Source organism: Bacteroides sp. OF04-15BH, from assembly GCF_003477995.1.
Classification (GTDB): Bacteria; Bacteroidota; Bacteroidia; order Bacteroidales; family Bacteroidaceae; genus Paraprevotella.
Map to the genome: position 1 here is coordinate 46,863 of NZ_QUEM01000010.1, position 22,918 is coordinate 69,780.

General features: G+C 49.6%; 20 protein-coding genes and 5 tRNA genes. 20 read left to right on the forward strand and 5 right to left on the reverse strand.

Features of this window, described 5'->3' with window-relative positions; genetic code table 11:
• Window positions 1-453 precede the first annotated feature (453 nt).
• The gene (locus DXA74_RS06220; protein WP_158576028.1) at window positions 454-2,166 is read left to right on the forward strand and encodes a S41 family peptidase; all 1,713 of its coding nucleotides are present in this window, start codon (window positions 454-456) and stop codon (window positions 2,164-2,166) included.
• Between the two features lie 170 nt (window positions 2,167-2,336).
• Here DXA74_RS06220 and DXA74_RS06225 read toward each other — a convergent pair whose 3' ends face one another.
• From DXA74_RS06225 to DXA74_RS06235, 3 genes are all read right to left on the reverse strand, one after another.
• Window positions 2,337-3,494, reverse strand: coding sequence for an acyltransferase (locus DXA74_RS06225; RefSeq protein WP_118525913.1), 1,158 nt, complete (start codon window positions 3,492-3,494; stop codon window positions 2,337-2,339).
• A 171-nt stretch (window positions 3,495-3,665) separates the two neighbouring features.
• Window positions 3,666-4,829 (reverse strand): FprA family A-type flavoprotein, encoded by a 1,164-nt coding sequence (locus tag DXA74_RS06230; protein ID WP_118525914.1) that lies wholly within the window; start codon window positions 4,827-4,829, stop codon window positions 3,666-3,668.
• A gap of 98 nt (window positions 4,830-4,927) precedes the next feature.
• Entirely contained in the window at window positions 4,928-5,620 is a 693-nt protein-coding gene (locus DXA74_RS06235; protein WP_118525915.1) for a DnaJ domain-containing protein, read from the reverse strand.
• 90 nt (window positions 5,621-5,710) lie between these two features.
• On the opposite strand from DXA74_RS06235, the gene DXA74_RS06240 reads away from it, so the two are divergent.
• Window positions 5,711-7,459 carry a bifunctional UDP-sugar hydrolase/5'-nucleotidase gene (locus DXA74_RS06240; protein ID WP_233550471.1) on the forward strand — a complete coding sequence of 583 codons (1,749 nt, stop codon included), beginning with the start codon at window positions 5,711-5,713 and terminating at the stop codon, window positions 7,457-7,459.
• Window positions 7,425-8,096 carry a tRNA (5-methylaminomethyl-2-thiouridine)(34)-methyltransferase MnmD gene (gene mnmD, locus DXA74_RS06245; RefSeq protein WP_118525916.1) on the forward strand — a complete coding sequence of 224 codons (672 nt, stop codon included), beginning with the start codon at window positions 7,425-7,427 and terminating at the stop codon, window positions 8,094-8,096. The genes DXA74_RS06240 and mnmD overlap by 35 nt, the downstream gene beginning before the upstream one ends.
• 179 nt (window positions 8,097-8,275) lie before the next feature.
• Here the strand turns inward: mnmD and DXA74_RS06250 are convergent, their stop codons facing one another.
• Window positions 8,276-10,279, reverse strand: coding sequence for a fructose-1,6-bisphosphatase (locus DXA74_RS06250; RefSeq protein WP_118525917.1), 2,004 nt, complete (start codon window positions 10,277-10,279; stop codon window positions 8,276-8,278).
• A 231-nt stretch (window positions 10,280-10,510) separates the two neighbouring features.
• Here DXA74_RS06250 and DXA74_RS06255 point away from each other — a divergent pair, with 231 nt between their 5' ends.
• The 8 genes from DXA74_RS06255 to DXA74_RS06290 all read left to right on the forward strand — a co-directional run bounded on the left by DXA74_RS06255 (window position 10,511) and on the right by DXA74_RS06290 (window position 14,518).
• On the forward strand, window positions 10,511-11,710 hold the full coding sequence (locus DXA74_RS06255) for a BamA/TamA family outer membrane protein (RefSeq protein ID WP_118525918.1): 1,200 nt from the start codon (window positions 10,511-10,513) through the stop codon (window positions 11,708-11,710).
• Window positions 11,711-11,734: 24 nt separating this feature from the next.
• Window positions 11,735-12,688: a PCMD domain-containing protein gene (locus DXA74_RS06260; protein WP_118525919.1), complete on the forward strand. Its 954-nt coding sequence runs from the start codon at window positions 11,735-11,737 to the stop codon at window positions 12,686-12,688.
• Window positions 12,689-12,720: 32 nt separating this feature from the next.
• Window positions 12,721-13,911, forward strand: coding sequence for a carboxynorspermidine decarboxylase (nspC, locus tag DXA74_RS06265; RefSeq protein ID WP_118525920.1), 1,191 nt, complete (start codon window positions 12,721-12,723; stop codon window positions 13,909-13,911).
• Between the two features lie 151 nt (window positions 13,912-14,062).
• Window positions 14,063-14,135: transfer RNA gene (locus DXA74_RS06270), tRNA-Gly, on the forward strand.
• Between the two features lie 16 nt (window positions 14,136-14,151).
• Window positions 14,152-14,232: transfer RNA gene (locus DXA74_RS06275), tRNA-Gln, on the forward strand.
• A gap of 16 nt (window positions 14,233-14,248) precedes the next feature.
• A tRNA-Leu gene (locus DXA74_RS06280) sits at window positions 14,249-14,332 on the forward strand.
• A gap of 12 nt (window positions 14,333-14,344) precedes the next feature.
• A tRNA-Gly gene (locus DXA74_RS06285) sits at window positions 14,345-14,417 on the forward strand.
• 17 nt (window positions 14,418-14,434) lie between these two features.
• Window positions 14,435-14,518, forward strand: a tRNA-Leu gene (locus tag DXA74_RS06290).
• A 165-nt stretch (window positions 14,519-14,683) separates the two neighbouring features.
• Here the strand turns inward: DXA74_RS06290 and DXA74_RS06295 are convergent.
• Complete coding sequence (locus tag DXA74_RS06295; protein ID WP_118525921.1) at window positions 14,684-15,631, reverse strand: bile acid:sodium symporter family protein; 948 nt, start codon at window positions 15,629-15,631, stop codon at window positions 14,684-14,686.
• A 182-nt stretch (window positions 15,632-15,813) separates the two neighbouring features.
• Here DXA74_RS06295 and DXA74_RS06300 point away from each other — a divergent pair, with 182 nt between their 5' ends.
• The 9 genes from DXA74_RS06300 (at window position 15,814) to rpmG (ending at window position 22,916) form a co-directional block, all read left to right on the forward strand.
• Window positions 15,814-16,374 carry a hypothetical protein gene (locus tag DXA74_RS06300; RefSeq protein ID WP_118525922.1) on the forward strand — a complete coding sequence of 187 codons (561 nt, stop codon included), beginning with the start codon at window positions 15,814-15,816 and terminating at the stop codon, window positions 16,372-16,374.
• 56 nt (window positions 16,375-16,430) lie between these two features.
• Complete coding sequence (locus DXA74_RS06305) at window positions 16,431-17,171, forward strand: hypothetical protein (protein ID WP_118525923.1); 741 nt, start codon at window positions 16,431-16,433, stop codon at window positions 17,169-17,171.
• A 111-nt stretch (window positions 17,172-17,282) separates the two neighbouring features.
• A complete protein-coding gene (locus tag DXA74_RS06310) occupies window positions 17,283-19,364 on the forward strand; it encodes a hypothetical protein (RefSeq protein ID WP_118525924.1) in 2,082 nt (693 codons plus the stop codon).
• A gap of 1 nt (window position 19,365) precedes the next feature.
• The gene (locus DXA74_RS06315) at window positions 19,366-19,830 is read left to right on the forward strand and encodes a hypothetical protein (RefSeq protein WP_147401043.1); all 465 of its coding nucleotides are present in this window, start codon (window positions 19,366-19,368) and stop codon (window positions 19,828-19,830) included.
• A gap of 95 nt (window positions 19,831-19,925) precedes the next feature.
• A complete protein-coding gene (gene map / locus DXA74_RS06320) occupies window positions 19,926-20,786 on the forward strand; it encodes a type I methionyl aminopeptidase (protein ID WP_118525926.1) in 861 nt (286 codons plus the stop codon).
• Between the two features lie 13 nt (window positions 20,787-20,799).
• Window positions 20,800-21,834, forward strand: coding sequence for a tRNA (adenosine(37)-N6)-threonylcarbamoyltransferase complex transferase subunit TsaD (gene tsaD / locus DXA74_RS06325; RefSeq protein ID WP_118525927.1), 1,035 nt, complete (start codon window positions 20,800-20,802; stop codon window positions 21,832-21,834).
• Between the two features lie 9 nt (window positions 21,835-21,843).
• Window positions 21,844-22,347 (forward strand): CinA family protein, encoded by a 504-nt coding sequence (locus tag DXA74_RS06330; protein WP_118525928.1) that lies wholly within the window; start codon window positions 21,844-21,846, stop codon window positions 22,345-22,347.
• A gap of 99 nt (window positions 22,348-22,446) precedes the next feature.
• On the forward strand, window positions 22,447-22,707 hold the full coding sequence (gene rpmB / locus DXA74_RS06335; RefSeq protein WP_118525929.1) for a 50S ribosomal protein L28: 261 nt from the start codon (window positions 22,447-22,449) through the stop codon (window positions 22,705-22,707).
• 20 nt (window positions 22,708-22,727) lie between these two features.
• On the forward strand, window positions 22,728-22,916 hold the full coding sequence (gene rpmG / locus DXA74_RS06340; RefSeq protein WP_118525930.1) for a 50S ribosomal protein L33: 189 nt from the start codon (window positions 22,728-22,730) through the stop codon (window positions 22,914-22,916).
• Window positions 22,917-22,918: the final 2 nt, after the last annotated feature.

The window sequence follows — 22,918 nt, forward strand, 5'->3', positions numbered from 1 at the left end:
AGATTTGAAGAACTTTCGGCGGAGCATTTTCACCAAAGAGAATGCCCCGCTGAAAGTTTTTTCTTTTAGGAAGGATTAGGTTGGGACTCTTTAAAGGAATATGTCTGTTTGGGAAAGTGTTGAGATTTCCATGAGGAATCCTGAATCTGCTTTCCCGGATTGTCTTGTTGGTCGTCCGTTTTCTCACGAATTATTTTTCTTAGGGGGGTAGTCGGAAGTTTCTGGAAATCCTTGTAGAAACGTTGTTGTTTCTATTTCCGGACACAAAAGCGGACAGTGTGTCCATTTTCGGACACTTTGTTATTTTGTTATTTGCTGTATAATCAATGAGTTAACGTTTTGGCATGGATTTTGTATCTGTAAGGTCAGATTAAATTTTTAAACAGAATATTCATGAACCAGTCTGTGAGTCCGTGTTGACAAATGGAGTCGCAGATTATAAAAAGAAACATTATGAAAACAGTCTTGCGTTTGTTAGTTTTGCTTTTTCTGTTTCCAACTTTGATGGTTGCCCAGAAGCAAGTTCAGGAATCTTCGTTGATTCAGGTTTTTGAGAAACTCCGGAAAACCCGGGGATGTGTCTATGTGGATGTGAAATATACCGGTAGTGATATGCAGAAGTCCGGCGGCTTTGTCTGGCAACGGGGCGCCGGAAGCGGATGGACAGTGGGGCAGCGCCTGATGCTTGAATCGGTAAAGCCGTCGGAAGTAAAGCGCATCCGTAAGGTTTTTGAATCCTTCGAACCTTTTCAGTTTGTTAATCTTCAGAAGGAGACGGGGGCTGCCACCTATATGGAGGATTCCAAGACCGTATATATCTACGAGTATGAAGAGGATGCGCAGAAACTGTATTTCCTGAAAGCTACTACGGATGGTGAAATCAGTGTGCCTATGAGTTGGAAAGAAGTCGCTTATCTGGATGCCACCAGAAAGGCAACCGTTTCCTCCAATCCTTTTGCGGCAGCGAAGAGCAGTGAGTTGCGTTTGTTGGGCCTGTCGCGTCTGTGGGCCGGAGTGAAGCAGAATTTTGTCTTCATGGAGCGTTTCCGGAAAAATTGGGACAGCATATATGTTGCCACTATTCCGCAGGTGCTGGCTGCATCTGATGATGAAGAGTGTACCCGTATCTTTCAGAGAATGATTGCGCAGCTGGGTGACGGACATACCTACGTATGGGGCGTGACACATTATACGGGCCGTATTCCGTTGCAGACTAAATATATTGACGGACATGTCTATATTGATGCCGTTCTCTCAAAAGAGCTGGAAGATGAAGGGATTCGTCGAGGAATGGAATTGGTTTCCATCAACGAAGAGCCCGTTTTGGAGTACGGTGAGCATTATATCCGTCCCTATGTGGCTTCTTCTACCCCGCAATGGACTTTGCATCAGGTATATGAAGGTGATGGACTATTTGTCTGTAAGAAAGAAGATACCTTACGCTTGGCATTGAGAGATGGTGACCGCCAGTTGCAGGTAAAAGCATGGCCGCACCGGTCTGTCGCGCCCCGTTCTCCGGTTCTGGAACTGAAAAGCTTGAAGGGAAAGGTGGGATATTTGAAAATCCGCAATTTTATGGATCAGAATTTCAAAAAGAAGTTCGACAATCTGTATCCGGAGATTCTGAAAACCAAGGCGCTGATTATTGATATTCGGGATAATGGAGGAGGTAATTCCGGCAATGCCGATTATATTCTCCGTCATCTCACGCAGGATACCATCCAAACCAATCCGTGGCGCACACCGATGTATATGCCAGCCTTTGCTTCCTGGGGATATCCGTTGCAGTGGTATGCCGCATCCCCCAATCAGCTTACGCCGTTTCACGACCGCAAGGTGTATGACAAGCCTGTGATTATTCTGGCAAATGCCGGCACCTTCTCGGCGGCAGAGGATTTCTGTTCTGTATTCAAGGGAATGAAGCGCGGACTTGTTTTCGGAACACCTACCGGCGGCAGTACCGGAAACGGAGTGCGCATGGAGTTGATTCCCGGAAAAAGTTATGCCAATATCTGCTCCAAACACGATACCTGTGTCGACGGAACCGATTTTGTTGGAGTAGGAATCCAACCGGACAAAGAGATTCGGGAATCCTATGCTTCCTATTTCCAGGATAAATACGATGCTGTTCTTACCCGTGCTCTGGAGGAGATTACTCGCCAATAACCGGTCCGTCTGGCAATCTCTTTTCTGCCGTCCGGTGTAAAGATGGAAGAGATTCGTATCTGGCTTTATATGAAAAATGCCCCTCGAAAGTATGACTTCACTTTCGAGAGGCATTTTTTTATGGGTAATTTCCCAATACCTTTATTCCGGTATTGTTTATCTTTTTGGACTTATCCCAGTAAGATGCGGGCTTTCTGTCCGATTAAACGATAAACGCCGGCCACAAACAGCCAGGATATTGCGAAGGCCAGGGTCGCAGCAATCGGAATCTGAATGCAGATGGGGATGTGTAAGGCGCGGGTGAGCAGCACCATCGGTCCCGTCAGGAAATAGTGCACCATGTAGACACCGAAGCCGCACTTGGTCAGGTTGGCCAGCAATTTGCACACGGTTGCATTCTTGATGCGCACCCGTTTGAGGAGCATAAATACGGCGATGGTCATCAGCGCTACGTTCGGAGAACAGTAATAGAAGAACAGCTCCAGCTCTTCAGGAGTGAAAGATGCTCTGGTCGTAATCTCCCGGAATCCCAGATAAGTTACGATAAATCCGGCTGCGAAGAACAGGATGCCCAGAAGTACGGATTTGCTTGTGCTCCAGGTGACGTGATGACGCAGATAGTGTCCCAACAGCAAATATCCGTTGAAGCCGGCAAAATAGAACAGCATGTGGAATTCATTCCAGGAGCAGGCTCCCCAGATATAGGGGTTGACAAAGGTGCGCAGATACGGTACAAACAAGGTAACGCCCCACAGCAACAGGAAGAAACGCTTTTCTTTCACACTGGCCTTTTCCACCCAAGCCGAGAAGACGGGCAGATAAAGATACAACCCGATGAGCAGATATACATACCACATGTGTACTGCTACGGTAGAGAAATTCAGAGGAATCTGTGTGATGTAGGTCAGCGACACTTCAAAGGACTGTTTCATGACCTCCTCTCCGGAGTATGGGAAGAAGTCCAGGATGGTTTGCGGGCCGAAGCCGATGACTCCCATAAACCAGGGGAAAAGGGCATAGATGACCGACCAGATCAGGAAAGGCCAGAACACACGCGAGATTCTTTTCTTGTAGAACACGCTGCTGGTTTCCCGGATGGGGAGCAGCAATGCGCCTGTGATCATCACAAAGAGCGGCACGCAGGGGCGAAGCAATGAGCCATAGATGGCTCCCCAGTTCTTGATTTCCGCAACCATGCTCTGGTCGCTACCGGTGTAGAAGTTGAACGGGTCGGTTGCGTGGCAGCATACCACAGTGAACATGGCCACCAGGCGCACGCAGTCCAACCACACGACATGTTTTTTTTCGTTTGCAATCGTTGGATTCATGATTTTTTTGTTTTGTAGATTCTGTTTCAAAGGTAACCATAATCTTTGAAAGGCTCAAATCATGTTCCATTTAACCTGCCGCCTTCGGTCTTTTTTTAAAATAATAAAAAAACCTCTTCGGATAAAACCGAAGAGGCCGTTTTAAAATAAATACTTATGAAAAAGATTAAATCAGGCCAATATCGCATCAGCCATATTTTCAAGTGCTGGAATATCAGCTTGTTTCATCTTGCTCTTGATAGTGACTACCGGAGACACGATTTCCATGTTCTTCATGCCTTCGAGCATGCTCAGCATCACCTTACCGGCAGTAGGAGCCCATGAACCGTTTTCGATGACAGCCACCTTGCGTTTCTGGAATCCCTTGATCTGCAAGTGGTGCAGGAAGTCGTACATCGGTGGGAATACACCTGCATCATAAGATGGGGCAGCCAGAACCAGTTTGCTCAACTTGAACGCATTCTCCACAGCGGTAGCCATGTCGTCGCGCGACAAGTCTGTAATCATCACCTTTGCGGCACCTTTGTCCAGCAGAATCTGAGCCATCTTTTCGGCAGCCTCCGCTGTGCCTCCGTGGATGGATGCATAAGCTACCAGCACACCGTCTTCTTCCGGCTCGTATTTGCTCCATGTGTCATACAGTCCGATGTAATAGCCCAGATTGTCCTTCAGAACGGGACCGTGCAGCGGGCAGATCATCTGGATGTCCAGTGTAGCAGCCTTCTTCAGGAGAGTCTGTACCTGCATGCCGTATTTACCGCAGATGTTGAAGTAGTAGCGGCGTGCCTCGTCGGCCCAAGGCTCTTCGTGACAGAGGGCACCGAATTTTCCGAAACCGTCGGCCGAGAAAAGAACCTTTTCCTTCTGGTCATAGGTTACCATCACTTCAGGCCAGTGTACCATGGGAGCCATGAAGAACTGCAATACATGAGAACCCAATGAAAGGGTTTCGCCTTCCTTCACGATAATCAGACGGTCGGCAAAGTCCACACCTTCGAAGAATTGTGGCAGCATCTGTGCTGCTTTGGTGCTGAGCACAATCTTGATTTCCGGATATTTTGTAGCAATATTACCGATATTTGCTGCGTGGTCCGGTTCCATGTGCTGCACGATCAGATAGTCCGGAGTTCTGCCCTGAAGAGCTTCTTCCAGATTTTCCAGCCACTCATTGGTCTTACGGTTGTCCACCGTATCCATGATTGCGATTTTCTCATCTGTGATGACATAAGAGTTATATGAAATTCCGTTAGGAACCACATATTGACTTTCAAAAAGGTCAATGTCTGTGTCGTCTGCCCCGATGTATTTGATTTCGGGTGTAATCTCTGTAATCATATCTTTAATTTTGTTTTGAATGCGTTTTTACAAAGGTCGTACTTTTTATTGATTTATGCAAGCCGAGGCCCAAAAAATGCGCTCGTTTGTCATTCTGTTTACGAGCGGCGCATTTCTTCGAGAAGTTCTTTCTGTCGGGGAGTCAGATGCTGGGGCAGGTCCACCTGGTAGGTGAGGATCAGGTTACCCCGTTGTCCGTTCGGATACAGGTCACCTTTGCCCTTGATACGCACCTTGGTTCCCGGCTGTGTGCCCGGTTTCACTTTCAGCTTGATTTTTTCTACCGGAGTGGACACGATGATTTCTCCTCCCAGAATGGCAGTGTACATGTCAATATGTACCTGACACTGCTTGTCCTGTACCATCGGTTCCTCCTGCTGGAATCCGTTGAAGCCGCCGAATCCGCCGAAGTTCTGGAACCCGCTGCTCTGGGCGCTCTGCCGGTGGCGTGCTCCGCCAAACAGCTGCTCAAAGAAATCGGAGAAGCTGCCTCCGCCGCCGAACTGGCTGAAGTCGAAGCCTTCGAATCCGCCTTCACCTCCGCCTCCGCCCTGGAATCCGCCCATGCTCTTCCAGTGTTCGCCGTACTGATCGTATTTGGCCCGTTTTTCCGGGTCGCTCAGCACGTCGTACGCTTCGTTCAGTGCCTGGAACTTGGCTTTGGCTTTCGGATCATTCGGATGCAGGTCCGGATGAAACTGTTTGGCTCTTTTCCGGTATGCACTCTTGATGTCTTTTTGAGGGGTATCCTTTGGAATACCCATGATCTTATAATAATCTATAAATGCCATAATGTTCCTCCTTTTTTTGCTAAAATATTCAACAAATAAGATGCCAGTCAGTTGGTGACAGTCCGTTTTATTGTTATTTTTGCAGAAATTATGGCAGATTTTTTTAAGATGGCAGAAAAAGACCGCATAGAAAAGAAAATAAGAATCATGCACACCACAGACGTGCATGGTGCTTTGTTTTCGCATGACTTCATCGAAAACGGTCCGGCCCGTGGCGCCTTGTCACGGGTTTATGCGTTTGTCTGCCGGGAGCGGGAGCGTTATCCCGACGCTCTGGTGCTGCTTGACGGAGGAGACGTCCTTCAGGGCCAGCCCACTGCCTATTATTATAATTTTGTCGAAACCCAGAGTCCGCATCTGGTGGCCGATGTGATGAACCACATGCGTTATGACGCACTCTGTATCGGCAACCATGATCTGGAGATGGGGCATGCCGTGTACGACCGCTTCGTGTCGCAGTGCCGCTTTCCGGTGCTGGCGGCCAATCTGGTGGACGAACACACCGGCAAGCCCTATTTCAAGCCCTATACCGTGCTGGAGCGTCAGGGAGTGCGCATTGCGGTGCTCGGACTGATTACCAGCGCCATTCCGCACTGGGTGCCGAAAGACCAGTGGCGCGGCATGGCCGTGCAGGATATGGTGGATGCGGCGTCCCGCTGGGTGGCCTACATTCAGGAACACGAAAGGCCCGATGTGCTGGTGGGACTGTTTCATTCCGGTTGGGACGGAGGTATCGTTACCGAAGCGTTCAGCGAAAACGTGTCGTGCCGGATTGCGCACGAGGTGGACGGGCTGGATGTGATCTGCTATGGACACGACCATCAGAAGCATGTCGAGGTAGTGACCAATAAGGTCGGTCGCAAGGTCTATTGTGTGGGGCTGTGGAGCCTGGCCACCAGTGTCAGTGTGATTGATGTCACGCTGCATTATGCCGAAGGCCGGCTGACGGGCAAGAAAATCCGGGCCCGCATTCAGAATGTGATGTATGAAACCGACCCGGCCGTGTATGAGTTTGAGCGGAAATATGCCGATGCCTCCGCACTGATTGCCTCTTATGTGAACCAGCGCATCGGCTGTTTCGAACGGGCCATCCACAGCCAGGATGCCTATTTCGGCTCCTCGGCCTTCATTGATCTGATTCATGACATGCAGCTGAAAATCAGCGGGGCCGATGTGTCTTTTGCCGCTCCGCTCACCTTCGATACGGTGATTCACAAAGGCGATATCTACATCCGCGACATGTTTCACCTGTATAAGTACGAGAACATGATTTGTGTGCTGGCACTGCGCGGCAGTGAGATCAAGGGTATTCTGGAGATGAGCTACGGCTTGTGGACCGACCGGATGCAGACCCCCGAGGATCACATCATGAAGATGGCTCCTTTGCTCGACCACGGCCGCAGGCTGGGATTTGTCAATCTGGCATTTAATTTTGATTCGGCGGCCGGAATCCGTTATACGGTAGATGTGACGCGCCCCGAAGGAGAACGGATTCAGATCGAATCCATGAGCGACGGACGCCCGTTCCATCCCGACACGGTTTACCAGGTGGTGACCAATTCCTATCGTGCATACGGTGGGGGAGAGCTGTTCACCCGTGGGGCCGGGCTCGACCATGACGAACTGCAACGGCGCATCCTGCGCATTTCGGAGAAAGACATCCGTTATCACTTTATAGAATATATACGAAGAAGAGAGCATGTCCGTGCTGAGGCTATGGGCCACTGGCGTTTTGTGCCCGAAGAGTGGGCCGATGAGGCCTGCCGGCGCGACCGTGCCATCTTGTTCGGAAATTACGAAAGCAATGATGATGAAACGCACTGTGGAAAAGACTGCTGACGGCAGTTGCACGCTTTTTGTGCCCGAAATGGAGGAACATTACCATTCGGTGAACGGCGCCCTGCAAGAGTCGCGCCATGTGTTTTTTCAGGCCGGCTGGGAGCATCTGAACCGGAAGAGCTACCGCATTCTGGAGTTCGGCTTCGGTACCGGGCTGAATGCCTTGTTGGCACTGGCCCGTGCTGTGCGCGATGAGGTTGCGGTGACTTATTACAGTATCGAAAAGTTTCCGCTCCCGGAAGACCTTTGGCAGCAGCTTCATTATGAGAATCTGGAAATCGAAGGCGCGGCCCGCTGGTTTCCCCTGTTGCACCGGAGTCCCTGGAATGAAGACGTGCGTCTGGCACCATGCTTTCGGTTGCATAAGATGGAAGGCGACTTTAACGAAGTGGATTTCCCGGAGCAGATTGATCTGGTGTTTTTTGACGCCTTTGCTCCCGACAAGCAGCCCGAAGTGTGGCATCAGGCCCTGTTCGACCGCATATTTCGGGTGATGGCTCCCGGAGGGGTGCTGGTGACCTACTGTGCCAAAGGTGCGGTGCGCCGCATGCTGCAGCAGGCCGGCTTTCAGGTGGAGCGCATCCCCGGTCCTCCCGGAAAACGGGAGATGCTTCGTGCCTCGGTACCGCAATCCTGATAAGAAACAGAAAAGAGCATCGCCTCACATCAGCGGAAAGTTACCGTATGATGTGAGGCGATGCTCTTTTTGCGGGTGCTGCCTGTCGGAATGTCGGGTCTGCACCTTTTGATTTTTTCATCCTGATGACGGAAACATTTTATCGAAATGAAATGCTTCAGTCATCAGGATGATTTTTTTTATTTGCTTGAGCGCTCCTGGATATATCCCTGCTGATAGGCATACAGCAGCGCTTCGAGTTCTTCGATCTGTCCTTGCAGTTCTTCGCCCTTATCCGTGTCGCGCACCATCATGCGCTGGCTGCTCATTTCCACAATCTGGGTGGTGCTCACGATATCCGTGCCGTTCTTGATGGCTTCTTCGGCCGAGGTGAACGGTTCGTGCTGTACCAGTTGGAATCCGCGGCTGTGATATACCAGCGTATATCCTGCAATACCGGTCGTGTTGTGATAAGCCTTGGCAAAGCCGCCGTCAATCACCATCAGCTTGCCGTTGGCCTTGATCGGGTTCTCGCCTTTGGCAGCCCGTACCGGCACATGGCCGTTTATGATGTGGCGGTGTGGTCCGGTCACTTCGAAAGCATCCAGAATGCGGTCGCACACCTCTTCGTTGTCTCTCAGTTTATAATAGTAACCCTTTTCTTCGGTATGGGTAGACTTGTCTTTCAGGAAATAGCGTTCAAAAGTAGCCATTTTCGATTTGTCAAACAGCGGTGAATCCGGTCCGCACCAGATGTACCAGTAGTAATCCACGGCAAAGTCCTTGTCCTTCACCGTCTTGCTGTTGCTCAGCGCGGCCCGCATCATCTGTCCCAGTTTGTCCAGCAAGGCGCGTCCCTGATATTTCTTTCCCTGAATCTCCACATCCTTGAGGGTGCCGTCGGCATTGAGCGGAATAGAAGCATGGAAGAGCAGGTTTGAGTTAAAGATGCCGTAAAGACAACCGTGTGACAGCAGGCACTGGATGTGATGCTTCAGGCGGTCGCAGATGCGGAACGAGCGGTGCAGTTTCTCCACCAGTTCGGCCTCTTCGTGAGTCAGCTTGTACGGGTCTTTCGGATCTACGGTCGGGAACGAGCACTCGGTCATTTCGTAGGTCTTGCCTTCCCACACAAAGACTTTGTTTTCCATGTCGATGAACTCCAGTTGCTTGCGGTCCTGCATCTTCCATTCCGGATGCTTGTCGATGAGCGCTGCCTCCAGCTTGAACTGGATGACCGAAATGGCTTTGTGCATCTGGGCGATGAGGCGCAGGGTCTTGCCGTTATAGTCCGTTTCCTCTTCGCTGATTTTTGGTACGAACTCCTTGCACGGGTCGTTGGCGTATGTCTCCATGGCGAAGGTAGCCAGCGGTACCAGGTTGATGCCGTATCCGTCCTCCAGAGTGTTCAGGTTGGCATAGCGGAGCGAGATGCGCAGCACGTTGGCAATACAGCAGTCGTTACCCGCGGCGGCACCCATCCACAGAGCGTCGTGATTACCCCACTGGATGTCGAAGTGATGGTAGTTGCACAACTTGTCCATGATGATGTGGGCACCCGGTCCGCGGTCGTAGATGTCGCCCAGCACATGCAGCTGGTCGATGCTCAGACGCTGGATGAGGTTACAGATCTGGATGATGAAGTCGTCGGCTCTTCCGGTAGAGATGATGGTCTCGATAATCCGGTTGAAATATCCCTGCTTGTTGTTCTCCTGAGGAGATTCATGGAGCAGTTCCTCGATGATGTAGGAGAACTCCTTGGGGAGTGCCTTGCGGACTTTGGAGCGTGTATATTTGGAAGAAACCGTCTGGCAGATTTTAACCAGCTGATGAAGCGTGATGTTGTAGAAGTCATTCAGGTCCTCTTCGGTGGCCTTGATGTATTCCAGCTTCTTTTCTGGGTAATAGATCAGGGAGCACAGGTTGCGGATTTCGCTTTCGCGCATGGTGGTGCCATACAGTTCGGCCACCTTCCGCCGGATATTGCCCGAAGCATTTTTCAGAATGTGCAGGAAAGCCTCGTACTCACCGTGAATGTCGGCCACAAAGTGTTCCGTGCCTTTCGGCAGATTCATGATGGCTTCCAGATTGATGATCTCGGTACTGGCTGCCGCTATATTAGGAAAATTCTGAGAGAGCAGTTCCAGAACACGCTGGTTGCTGTCGCCATACAGATTGGCTATTCTTGTTCGTTTACTGTTCATAAGATCTTTTTCTGATTAATGGTTTTCAGCAAATGTATAAAATATAATTATATATTCGGGCCTTTTTGGAAAGATTTTAGTCTTGTAATCCGAAAAAATACCCGTTGTTCCCAAACGGAAGAAAAGTGGGCGATACGGTAGCTTTTCCGGTACGGAGCCGATAAATACCTCGGCGATGCACCATTATCTCATGATAATGTACTATCTTTGCAGGGTTAAAAACAGAAACAGATGATATTAAATAAAACAGGACTGTTCTTGTCTGCATGGTGTCTGGCGTTCGGTCTGTCTGTCCTGCCGGTCCGTGCTCAGGAAACTGCCGGAGTACGGTCAGCCGCAGACGAAGCCGCCATTCAGGATACCGTGGTGCTCAAGAAGGAACGGAAGAATCCTTTCAAGTGGATCGGCAATTATCTGAAGAACGCCAACAAGGAAAAAGACAAGCCGTTTGACTTCAGCCTGCTGTTGGGCCCCAGTTATACAGCCAGTACTTCCCTGGGGTTGGGAGTAGCTGCTTCGGGCCTTTATTCGCTCGACCGCAGCGATTCTACGCTTCAAAAGTCTAATGTATCCCTTTATGGCAATGCCTCCATTGCCGGTATGCTGTCGGTGGGAGTGCGCGGAAACAATTTCTTCCGCGGCGACCGTTTCCGCATCAATTACCAGACTTACGTATTTACTTTTCCCAGCTATATCTGGGGTATCGGATATGATGCGGGCTGTCAGGATGAAAACAAAAGCAAGTATAGCCGTGTGAAATTCCAGTTCAAGCCCGATTTCCAGTTCAAGATTTTCAAGCACACCTATCTGGGGGCTGTGTTCGATATCAGCTGGGTCAATGCCTACGGTTTTGAGCGTCCGGATCTGATTCAGGGGCAGGATCCCCATGTGCGGAATTACGGTCTGGGACTGAATCTGATATACGACAGCCGTGATTTCGTGTTGAATGCCTATCGCGGAAACTATTTCCGTCTGGAGCAGATGTCTTATCCCTCCTGGATGGGCAACAGCTATTCCTTCTCTTATACCGACGTGACCTATTCCGCTTACCGTCAGGTGTGGAAAGGAGGCGTGATGGCCATGGAGCTGCACGGGTTGCTGAACTATGGCGATGTGCCTTGGACCATGCTGGCCCAGGTGGGTACGATGAACCGTATGCGCGGATATTATGAAGGCCGTTACCGCGACCGCAATATTCTGGAGGGACAGGTGGAACTGCGCCAGCACATCAAGGGGCGCAACGGTATGGTGGCCTGGGTGGGCTTTGCCAACGTGTTCCATAACTTCAATAATATCTGGCTTCGCGAAACATTGCCCAATTACGGAGTGGGATACCGCTGGGAGTTCAAGAAACGCGTCAATGTGCGTCTGGATTTGGGATTCACCAAAGACAGTCCGAATGTGTCGTTCAACATTAACGAGGCATTTTAGCAGAAATTTTTTTAAAACAATAATATGAAAGGAAAAAGAGTATTGTTGACAGGAGCCATAGGTTTGCTTCCTGCCCTTTTCTTTGGTCAGGGAGAACTGATCAAGTATGGTAATTTTGACCAATGGATTGTGCGCAACATCAAGGAAAGCGCCATTATCGGCGGTAACACAAAGACTTTGTATGAAGTAGGTCCGAATGCGGTGTGGAACAATGCCAAGGCCTACACCAACCAGGGAGGCTCTCCGTGGGCCACTTCGAATGTGATGGCCAAGGTGGCCGGTATCACCAAGACCAACACCTCGGTATATCGTGAGAAGCGCGGCAACGGTTACTGTGCCTGTCTGAAAACCCATATTGAAAAATGTGTGGTGCTGGGTATGGTGAACATCAAAGTGCTGGCTGCCGGTTCTCTGTGGCTGGGTAGCGCTCTGGAGCCTGTGACCAGTACCTCAAACCCGATGAGCAAGTTATCGGCCGGTATGCCTTTGAACCGTCGTCCGAAAGCTGTTTGCTTCGACTATAAGGTACAGCTGTCCGGACAGCCGAACCGTATCCGCGAGACCGGTTTCAGCCGTGTGACCAAGGTGGCCGGTATGGATATGCCCGATGTGATCTGCATCTTGCAGAAGCGTTGGGAAGATTCAAATGGAAATATCTACGCCAAGCGCGTGGGAACGATGGTACACCGCTTCTCAAAAAACACCGGTTGGGTGAACAATGCCCAGTTCCCGATTGAATACGGTGACATCACCAAGAAGAGCGGTTATCACAGCTATATGGGACTGATTGATGGCGACGATACCAAATATTGCATCAACAGTAAGGGCAAGAATGTGCCGATCCACGAAGTGGGATGGGCCGATGCCGATGAGACTCCGACTCATATCATTCTGCAGTTCGACTCCAGCTACGGCGGTGCCTACGTAGGTTCTGTAGGTACTACATTGTGGGTCGACAATGTGAGACTGGTATATTAAGTATAATAAATAGGTATAAGGAATAGGAGAAAATGAAAATTGATCCGCAAACATTCGACGGTGTCAAGACCCCCTGCTATGTAATGGAGGAGCGTCTGTTGCGCCGTAATCTGAGCCTGATCCGTGATGTGGCCACCCGCAGCGGTGCCGAAATCATTCTGGCCTTTAAATCATTTGCCCTTTGGAAATCATTCCCGATTTTCAGGGAGTACATCACCCATACCACAGCCAGCTCGCTTTATGAGGCCCGTCTGGCTGCCGAGGAGTTCGGCAGTAAGGCCCATACTTATTCGCCGGCTTATACCGATGAAGATTTCGGGCAGTTGTTGGAGTGCAGCAGTCACATCACCTTCAATTCGCTGAGCCAGTATGCCCGTTTCTGGCCCCAGGTGAAGGCCTACAATCATCTGCACCCAGCCGAAGCCGTGTCTTGCGGACTGCGCGTCAATCCCGAATATTCGGAAATAGAGGTCGAGCTGTACGACCCCTGTGCGCCGGGTTCCCGTTTCGGTATTCTGTCGGATGCTCTTTCCGACGAGTTGCCCGAGGGCATAGAGGGCTTCCATTGCCATTGCCACTGCGAGAGTGATTCCTTTGCACTGGAACATACTCTGGAGCATCTGGAGGAGAAATTCGGCAAATGGCTGCCTCAGCTGAAATGGCTGAATCTGGGAGGAGGTCATCTGATGACCCGTAAGGGATATGATACGGAACATCTGATTGGGCTGTTGCGCGGATTGCAGGAGCGCTATCCGAATCTGAAGGTGATTCTGGAACCCGGTTCGGCTTTTGCCTGGCAGACCGGTCCGCTGGTATCGAAGGTTGTGGATGTGGTCGAGAATAAAGGTATCCGTACCGCTATTCTGAATGTGAGCTTCACTTGTCACATGCCCGACTGTCTGGAGATGCCTTACCAGCCGGCTGTGCGACATGCTGAGACTCTTCCGGCCGACTATATCAAGACCGCTTCTCCTGAGGAGCATGTCTACCGGTTGGGGGGCAACAGCTGCCTGAGCGGTGATTTTATGTCCTGCTGGAAGTTCGATCACGAACTGCAGGTGGGGGAGACTGTGATCTTTGAAGACATGATTCACTACACCACCGTAAAGACAAATATGTTTAACGGAATACACCATCCGTCGATTGCCCTGCTGCATGAAGATGGAAATCTGGAGTATTATCGTGAGTTCGGTTACGAGGACTATCGCGACCGAATGTGCTGATAAAATGAGGCAGAAAATCCTTTTTTCAAGGCTTTGAAATAAAAAAAGAAGGATTTTCTGCCTTTTTTTGAAGAAAATTGCCCGAAAAATTTGCAGATTCAAAAAAAAGGCGTACCTTTGCAACGCATTCGGGAAGGATGACATGATAAACGCGGGAATAGCTCAGTTGGTAGAGCACGACCTTGCCAAGGTCGGGGTCGCGAGTTCGAGCCTCGTTTTCTGCTCTTCTTCTGAAAGAATGCCCAGGTGGCGGAATGGTAGGCGCGCTCGTTTCTGGTGCGAGTGTTGAGAGACGTGCAGGTTCGAGTCCTGTTCTGGGCACACTTCAGATAATCTCGGAGAGATGGCGGAATTGGTAGACGCGCTACTTTGAGGGGGTAGTGACAGTTGTGTCGTGGGAGTTCGAGTCTCCTTCTCTTCACAAAAAATAAATGCGGAAATAGCTCAGTTGGTAGAGCACGACCTTGCCAAGGTCGGGGTCGCGAGTTCGAGCCTCGTTTTCCGCTCTTCTTCCGAAAGGAATGCCCAGGTGGCGGAATGGTAGACGCGCTCGTTTCAGGTGCGAGTGTTGAGAGACGTGCAGGTTCGAGTCCTGTTCTGGGCACCACCATTCACACAATGCAAGGCTGTATCTCATAAAAGATACAGCCTTATTTGTTTTCATACGGATGTCGTTTATGCGGCAGAAAATAATTACGCCCCAAAAGTCGCTTGTGGAACTTTTGGGGCGTAATTCCGTTTTTTAGCCTTCATGATCCGGCGAACCGGAAGATTATGATTCTTTTCTTTGTTTCTGCTGGATTTGCCATGTGTTGAACAGATTGTGCCAGACACTGTAGCAGCCTCCGGCGATGGCCGTAGCAGGATTCATGAAACTGCTGCCCAGCCAGATGGCGAATACCGTGTTCTTCTGGCCGAACGACTGTCCGGCAGAGATGCTGTCTCCAAATCGTTTTCCAATGGCTTTTCCGGCCCAGAACTGAAAGGCGCAGCAGACAAGAGAAACCAGGGCGATTCCCAGCAGAGTGCCCAAACCGACGGAAGTATGTGTCACGCTCTGCGCCGTGATGCCCATGGCGATGGATAAGGCTACTCCCCAAAGATAAAAGGCCAGATTGCGTACCTGATTGATTCTGTCGGTGATTTTTCGGAAGAAAGTCCGGAATATCCAGGCTGCTGCCATCGGGGCGATAAGCAGCGGGAAAGTGCGCGCCATAATGATGGTGGCCAGACTGCCGAAAGAATAATGCTGTGCGTCGCTGAGCAATGGGAGCAACACCGGTATGGTGCAGGCCGTGACTATGTTGATCAGGATGGTATAGGAGATGGTTCCCGAAATGTTTCCACCCAGTTTCTCGGTGACTACGGCTGCCGCTGTGGCTGTGGGGCAGATAAAACAGAGAATTGCCGCCTCGATCCAGATTTGCAGGTCCGGATTGACCCACGGAGTGACCAGTGCCAGCAGGAAGCTGATGCCCACCTGAAGCAGTGTGATGAGGATTTGCCACCGTGAAGGACGCAGTTTTTGCAGGTCGATCTTGCAGAAGGTGAGAAATAACATGGAAAAAATCAGGCAGGGCTGAATGATTCCCAGACTGCGGTTGATGAAAGGGCTGATGCGGTCGATATGCGGGATATACGAACCGATGACATACAGCAACACTCCCGTGACAATGGCTACCGGAAGTGTCCATTTTTTTAGAAAACTGATTATCTTCATTTTTTTAGTTGTATAAACGGGTGCAAAGGTAGCTTTTTCAAGGAATATCTGTTATAATTTGTTTTCTATGTTTGTGCAATTCGTGTATTTTTCCTAATTTTGCCCTTGGATTACCTATTGATATGGGAAATAGGTAGCCCTTACTTTTTTAGGTATTAAATTGTTTATTTTATATTAGGCAGATGAATTTATATATCCGCTATTTTGATGAAGAATGTGTTGTAAGCAGTGTGCAGGAAGCATTTGATTTCCTGGCTTCAATTCCGGGCATTGTTGTGGATGATTATTTTATGAACGATCTGAAGCAGTATATGGAAAGTCCGATGCCTTATCCGAAAAGATATAAGGTGCGCCCCAGAGTTTATTTCATTGTAATCAAGACAATGGCGCAGACTTTGGCCGAATTCAAGGAGAACGGTGCCCGTCAGACTATGGCCGTAGAAAACCCGAAAGATGCTGTGATTAACCGTCTTACCGAAGAGCAGATCGGATGGTATGAAGGCGAAGTGCTGTTTAAACGGGTGATTGCCATTCCCGGAACCAATAAGTTCCAGTATAAGGACACCACGTTCAAGGCCAGAGTCAAGGCACATTCACCCATGGAATGTTATACCCGGATTATCGATCATTTGCGTGCACGCCGGGATGTAGATCCCCGCAGTCAGTTTCCTTCTTCTAAGGGACGTAACTTCCGTTATCAGTTTTTGGGGATGTTGCCGGAGAGCGCTGAACAGCAGGCATAACCCCGATGTTTCTATGTGGCAAATACTAACTATTAAAAACTTAATGACAGAAACTTATGCATAATAAAAATTACGCGGTTGAGTCTGTGCTGGATCTGAATTCCAGCAATATTTGGGGGTTGGATGCTATGGAGTTGGCAGAATTGTGGAACAATGAAAAGAAGGATGAGGATTCTCCTGCTTCTGAAGACAAGATTCTGAATATTCTGCGACTGGCTTTTGAAGTGACCCAGTTTGATTCGGACAATGAACGCGAGGCAGCCAAATATAAAACCGGATCTTATGTAGTTCTTTCTCATTTCGATGAGAAGAAAAAGGGTGCAATCGCAATCCGCAAAAAGGAAATCAAGCGGATTACCGACCTCTCTTATGAGAATGTAAAATACATTTCTGCCGCAACTTTGCTTGAGTTGATTGAACGGAACTTCGGTGGCGGTTGGGATTCTATCTCACTGGCCATTAAGGACATTATCGAGTCTGCCTTCGATATCAGTACCACAACCTTGCCGGCATCACGCATTCATGCCAAGGGAGGTACTCTGGAGCGTAAGGTGGCCGACGGATACGAATATCTGGAAGTGCCGAAAGGAACCTGGGTGGAGGCAATCTTTGCCAAGAAGAAAGACTTGCAGGAGAAACTGCGCTTCATTCCGGAACCTGAGTATGATGAAGACGGAAACCGTCGTCACGTAGCCGATGAGAATGATGACGACAATAGCGATGACGAAAGCTTCTACGAGAGCTACACTCCCGAAGCTGATGTAAAAGATGTAGATGATATGTCGGATGATCTGTAAGGATTGCTGATATAAACAGGATATAACGAGTATTCTGCCGGAAGGGGTGCAGAATACTCGTTTTTGTGAAACTGGCCCTTCCCCGATAACGAATTTGATTGTTTTCTGCTGATGCCCGTATGTCGTCTGCTTGTTCTGCTCTTTATTCTTTCTGTTTTCGGACAGAAGGAAGCATTTGCCGTATCCGGGCAGTCCTTGTCCGACTCCACGGAAGTGGTACTCCCGTTGGACAGCATGGCTTTTCAAGAACTGGTAATCTCGGGTAAGAAAACACCGATGATGCTGAAAGGAGACACGTTGGTATTTGACGTGTCGTGTTTCTTTGTGCCCGAAGGGTCGAAACTCCGTACCCTGCTGGAGCGTATTCCCGGCATTGAAGTCACAACCGACGGCAGGATTATGGCGCAGGGAAAGGAAGTGGTTCGCATCAAGCTCAACGGACGGGATTTCTTTGAAGAAGGAAAGGAGATGGCCCTGAATACTCTTCCGGCAGATATCTTGTGCGAGGTCCGCTTGTATCAGGAATATTCCGATGAGGAGGAATATACCGGTGTGCATCGCAATGAAGGAGAGCAGGTGCTCGATGTATATACCTATGCCGACCGTTCGAGAGGCTGGTTTATTGATGCGGTAGCTGCCGGTGGAAGCAGAAAACGGTATCAGGCAAATGCTACCGTGAGTGGTTTTTCGTCCCGCATGCAGGGCATCCTGTCTTGTTCGGCCGACAATCAGCCTGCCGCCTTCGGTATCGGCGAGTCTTATCTGGACAAGTTGTCTGCCGAAACCAATGTGAATGAAGTGGTCCGGCAGAATTACAACGGAATTCTGAATTTTTTCAAAGGTCCCTGGGAAGTGAATGCCACAGCTTTTTTGAATCAGGGAGAAACCAGGTCGAAGGCGGAGAGCACCACAGAGTATTACTGGAAGCCTTCGCAGGTGTACGCTCAGGCGCAGGATGAAAAGGAAACAGACACGGAGACGGCTAATTTCTCGCTCGACTGGACCTATACCGGAAACGAGTTTGCCTGGCGTACCAAAACCTATCTGAACCGTTCGAAATACCGTTATAAGCAGTATTCCCTGTCGGAGACCCGTGAACGCTATCTGGAGACAGTGAATGGCGTGCCGATGGACCGTGAGCGCGCGCTGAACAGCAATATGTATATGAACGACGGGAATCTGGATGGAACAGGCGGAGGCATTACCACCTCGCTGAACAAGTCCTGGGGAGAGAAAGGAAGTAACTGGGATTTGTCGGCCGGCGCCTATTATACCCGTCATAATGAAGACAGCTATTCCCATGCAGATATTTATTACTCTCATGCTGACGCGATGAGCCGGCAGGTGCTTGAATCACACATGGTCAAGAAAAACCTGCGTGGCTTTGTCAAGGGAATCCTGACGTGGGTGCCGTGTGATCCGCTTAAACTGCAGCTGGCATACGGAGCGGACGGGCAGTATGACGATGTGGACAAGCAAGTGTCCGACCTGAGTTATGTTTTCCTGGATCTGATGATTCCGGACGGAAACTTGCCGGTCGACAGTCTGGACAAGCAGGCGCATCTGCTTACCTGGATTCATAATGTAAGAGCCTTGGTGCAGTATTCGGTGGGTAACTGGGTGCTGACCGGAGGGGTGACGCTTGAGCCGCAGCGGCTGCTGCTTCATTACGTGAAAGGAAATAAGGGAATAGACAGTGTGCAGGCCTCGTGTGCTGTTCTGCCGGAGCTGACTCTGGCATATAAGAAACAGGAGTCATGGGGCGTGAATCTTCGTTATCTGGGTCGCCGCAAACAGCCGGATCTTACGGGAATGCTGCCCATCTGGGACTGTACGGACCCTCTGCACCGCTATGTGGGAAATGCTTCTTTGCGTCCCGAAACGAATCATGTCCTGTCTGCTACGTTCTTCTGCTTCAACCCCGATGTGCAACGGCAGCTCAATGTGGCTGCCAATGTGGTCGCCAATCAGCAGACCATCAGCCAGCAGACCAGCTTTGATGCAGAGAAAGGAGCTTATACCGTGATGCCGGTCAATGTGGACGGAAACTGGAACGCCTCCTGTTTCCTGGATTTTACAACCTCGTTCCGCAATGCACGGCGATGGAATCTGGACTGGAAAAGTACGGTCAGCAGTGCCTCGGAACGTGCCTTGCAGGAGGCTTATGCCGGACAACGGGAATCGCTCGGTTAGGGTGAACTCACTGACAACGACCCATTATGGGGCTGTGCAGTACAAATACCGCTCGCTGTTGTTTAAACCTTATGGATATATGACGCTGGCCCGTTACCGGAATGATTACCAGGATGAACTGAATTCTGACTTATGGGTGTATGGCTGGGGAGGTCTGATGCGTCTGGACTTTGATTTCGGTCTGAGTTTCGGCATAGACTGCTATCGTAACTGTCGCTCGGGTTACTGGGAGAAGAGCATGAATGGCAAGGAGTGGATCTGTAATTTCGAGGTTTCGTATTCATTCCTGAAGAACCGTTCTATGGAAATCAAACTGCAGGGCTTCGATGTGTTGCAGGAACTTCATGCGGTGAATCAGGTCAATACGGTGGCCTATCGTCAGGAAACCATTAACCATAAAGGCGTGAACAGCTACTTCATGCTGAACCTGCGCTACCATTTTGACCGCTTTCCGGGAGGAGCATAGGCTGTATTAATATTCGTTATGAAGGTGTTTTTATTTCCATCTTGTGGGGGCTTCTCGTTTTTTTCTGCTACCTTTGTAAAATAAAGCATATCATTATGGGAAAAAAATCAAGAAGAAAATGGTTCGTTCCCGCAGGTGTGGAACCTACTGAATTGGAAAAGAAGGTGATGTCCTTTGAACAGCAGGGATGTCTGGTTCCCGACAGAAAGCTGATCAAGACACAAGAACAGATAGAAGGAATTCGCCGCAGTGGTGTGATCAATACCGGTGTCCTGGACTTGGTGGCTCAGGAAATCCGTCCGGGAATGACCACTCTGGAGATTGACAAACTGGTGTATGATTACACCGTGGGACATGGTGCGATACCGGCACCGCTGAATTACGAAGGATTTCCGAAGAGTGTGTGCACCTCAATCAATGAGGTGGTGTGCCACGGTATTCCAAGCGAGTTTGATGTACTGGAGGAAGGCGATATCGTGAATGTGGACGTCTCTACCATTCTGGACGGTTATTACAGCGATGCTTCGCGTATGTTCGTTGTGGGAGGTAAGACCACTCCCCAGAAGCAGAAGCTGGTGGATGTGGCCCGTGAATGTCTGGAAATCGGTATGCAGGCAGCCCAGCCTTATGGATTTGTGGGCGACATCGGTCATGCCATTGCCCAGCATGCTCATAAGAACGGTTTCTCGGTAGTGCGCGACTTGTGCGGTCATGGTGTGGGACTGGAGTTTCACGAAGAGCCCGAAGTGCTGCATTACGGAAAGAAACGTACCGGTATGCTGCTCGTGCCCGGTATGGTGTTTACCATTGAGCCGATGATTAATATGGGCGACTGGAGAGTGTTTGTAGACGAGGAAGATGGTTGGACGGTGGTGACCGAAGACGAACTGCCCAGTGCCCAGTGGGAACACACCTTTGTGATGACCGAACACGGACTGGAAATATTGACACACTAAGCTTTTGTATTTTATGGAAGAGAAAAAGGATATATATATATTAGGTATAGAGTCCAGCTGTGATGATACATCGGCGGCTGTGCTGCGAAACGGAGTGCTGCTGAGTAATGTTACAGCCAGTCAGGCCGTGCACGAGGCTTATGGCGGTGTGGTGCCGGAGCTGGCTTCACGTGCGCATCAGCAGAATATCGTTCCGGTGGTGGATCAGGCCATTAAGCGGGCCGGCATTACTAAGGAACAGCTTTCGGCAGTGGCATTCACCCGTGGGCCGGGTCTGATGGGCTCGTTGCTGGTGGGCGTGTCTTTTGCCAAGGGATTTGCCCGTGCTCTGGGTATTCCTCTGATTGATGTGAACCATCTTCAGGGACATGTGCTGGCCCATTTCATCAAGGAGAATGATGAGGACAATAACCAGCCGGAATATCCGTTCCTGTGCTTGCTTGTCAGTGGCGGTAACTCTCAGATCATTCTGGTAAAGGCCTATAACGACATGGAAGTGCTGGGCCAGACAATTGATGATGCAGCCGGTGAGGCTATTGACAAGTGTTCCAAGGTGATGGGACTGGGCTATCCCGGTGGTCCGATCATCGACAAGCTGGCGCGTCAGGGAAATCCTCAGGCGTATCATTTTGCCCGTCCGCAGATTGAGGGATATAATTACAGTTTCAGCGGTCTGAAGACCTCTTTCCTTTATTCGCTGAGAGACTGGTTGAAGGAAGACCCTGATTTCATTGAGCATCATAAGGAAGATCTGGCCGCTTCGCTGGAGTTTACCATTGTGGATATCCTCATGAAGAAACTTCGCAAGGCGGCAAAGGATACGGGCATCCGTCAGGTGGCCGTGGCCGGAGGTGTATCGGCAAACAACGGATTGCGCAATGCCTTCCAGGAGCATGCCCGTAAGTACGGATGGAAAATATTTATACCAAAATTCGGATATACAACGGATAATGCTGCCATGATTGGTATCACAGGATACTTTAAGTATCTGGACAAGGATTTCTGCGATATCGACCTTCCGGCATATTCGCGGGTCACTTTAAAATAATGAACGGATATGAACGTAGAATCAAAAATCTTAAGTAGAGAAATAAGTCCGATACTCTGGAAAGCCGGAGCAACGGTGTCTACCGCCGAGAGTTGCACCGCCGGACAGATTTCGGCCGCTCTGACTTGTGTGCCGGGTAGTTCTGCCTACTTCCAGGGTGGAGTGGTGTGCTACTCTAATGATGTGAAAGTGAAAGTTCTAGGTGTTCCTCAGGATATGATCAATGACTTCGGTGCCGTGAGTGAACCGGTGGTGCGCGCCATGCTCGAAGGAGCGCTCAAGGCTTTCGAAACAACCTATGCTGTAGCCGTGACCGGATTTGCCGGACCAGGTGCCGGACCGGAAGCTCCGGTGGGTACAATCTGGATTGCCGTGGGTAGCGAAAAAGAGGTCAATGTGATCAAATTGGAAGGAGACGACGGGCGCGATGTCAATTTGGCGCGGGCTACTCATGTGGCCTTGCAAATGCTGCTGGATTTGTTGAAAAAGGATTTTCCGGCAGAGGCAGAATGATTTTTTTCTCAAAATACTTGTATATTTGGAAATTAACCATTAATTTTGCAACCTGTTTGAAGGAAGCTATTAGAAAGTTAACAAAAAAGGAAGATAGAAATGTCGAAGATTTGTCAAATTACCGGAAAGAAGGCCATGATTGGCAACAATGTTTCTCACTCAAAGCGTCATACTAAGAGAAGCTTTGATGTAAACTTGTTTACTAAGAAGTTCTACTATGTAGAGCAGGATTGCTGGATCAGCTTGAACATCAGCGCTGCCGGCCTGCGTTACATTAATAAAGTAGGTCTTGATGCTGCGTTGAACAATGCGGTTTCAAAGGGATATTGTGATTGGAAAAGCATTAAAGTAATTGCTTAATTTTAAGGAGGTAGAAACTTATGGCAAAGAAGGCTAAAGGTAATAGAGTGCAGGTAATTTTAGAGTGCACTGAAATGAAGGAGAGTGGTCTTCCTGGAACATCACGCTATGTTACCATGAAGAATAGAAAGAACACTCCAGAGAGATTGGAATTGAAGAAGTACAATCCAATCCTGAAGAGAATGACTGTACATAAAGAAATTAAATAATA